This is a genomic window from Variovorax cryoconiti, from assembly GCF_051216395.1.
Lineage (GTDB): Bacteria > Pseudomonadota > Gammaproteobacteria > Burkholderiales > Burkholderiaceae_C > Variovorax.
The window spans coordinates 1-1,083 of record NZ_JBPJZI010000062.1 but is presented as its reverse complement, the minus strand read 5'-3'; the positions used below and the strand labels follow the sequence as shown (position 1 = coordinate 1,083).

The following is a 1,083-nucleotide window of genomic DNA, read 5'->3' as shown; positions in this document are numbered from 1 at the left end:
CCTTTTCTGAAGAAAGGCCGACGATGAGTTTCGCCACCACCCCCGACGGCGTTCGCCTCTACTACGAGACCGCTGGTAGCGGCACGCCGATCGTGTTCGTGCACGAGTTCGGCGGTGACCACCGCAGCTGGGAGCCGCAGATGCGCTACTTCGCGCGGCGCCACCAGTGCGTGACCTTCGGCGCGCGCGGTTATCCGCCATCGGACGTGCCGGCCGACATGGAGCGCTATTCGCAAGCCACCGCGGCCGACGACATCGCCGCGGTGATGAATGCGCTGGAACTGGAGCGCGCACACATCGTGGGCCTGTCGATGGGCGGCTTCGCGACGCTGCACTTCGGCCTTCGCCATGCGAAGCGCGCTTCATCTCTTGTGATTGCCGGCGCGGGCTATGGCGCGGAGAAGGAGCACGAGGAGTACTTCCGCGGCGTTTCGCTCGAAGTGGCCAAACAGTTCGAAGCGCAGGGCTCGGAGAAATTCGCGCGCACCTATTCGCTGGGCGCAAGCCGCGTGCAGTTCCAGAACAAGGACCCGCGCGGCTGGCAGGAGTTTGCGACCTGGCTGGGCGAGCACGATGCCCTCGGCGCAGCCAACACCATGCGCGGCGTGCAGGCGCGGCGCCCGTCGATCTACGACCTGGAGAGCGATCTGCGCGTGATGAACGTGCCCTCGCTCGTGGTGGTCGGCGACGAGGACGACCATTGCCTGCAGCCCGGCATCTTCCTCAAGAAGACCGTGCCGGCCTGCGGCCTCGCCGTGATGCCAAAGACCGGCCACACGCTCAACCTGGAAGAGCCCGCCGCGTTCAACGCCTTGCTGGCCGAGTTCTTTGCCCAGGTCGAGGCCGGCCAGTGGAAGCCGCGCGATCCGCGTGCGCTGCCAAGCCAGATCATGAAGACCGACTGATGACCACCGAAACCGCCACCGAAGAAGTCGCCGGAGAGCAGGGCATCTGGCGCATCGATGCCGACCGCCCGTGGGACCGGCTCATGGTGCTCGCCCGCATCGGTGCTACGCCGGGCGGCGGCGTAGACCGGCAGGCGCTGAGCGCGGAAGAGATCGCGTCGTGGCGCATGATGATCGA

1 protein-coding gene is annotated in these 1,083 nt (G+C 66.8%); it reads left to right on the top strand.

Annotated features, from left to right (window positions below; all coding sequences use genetic code 11):
- The first annotated feature begins 23 nt into the window (after positions 1-23).
- Positions 24-905 (top strand): alpha/beta fold hydrolase, encoded by an 882-nt coding sequence (locus tag ACSFA2_RS25725; RefSeq protein WP_435458157.1) that lies wholly within the window; start codon positions 24-26, stop codon positions 903-905.
- Positions 906-1,083 lie beyond the last annotated feature (178 nt).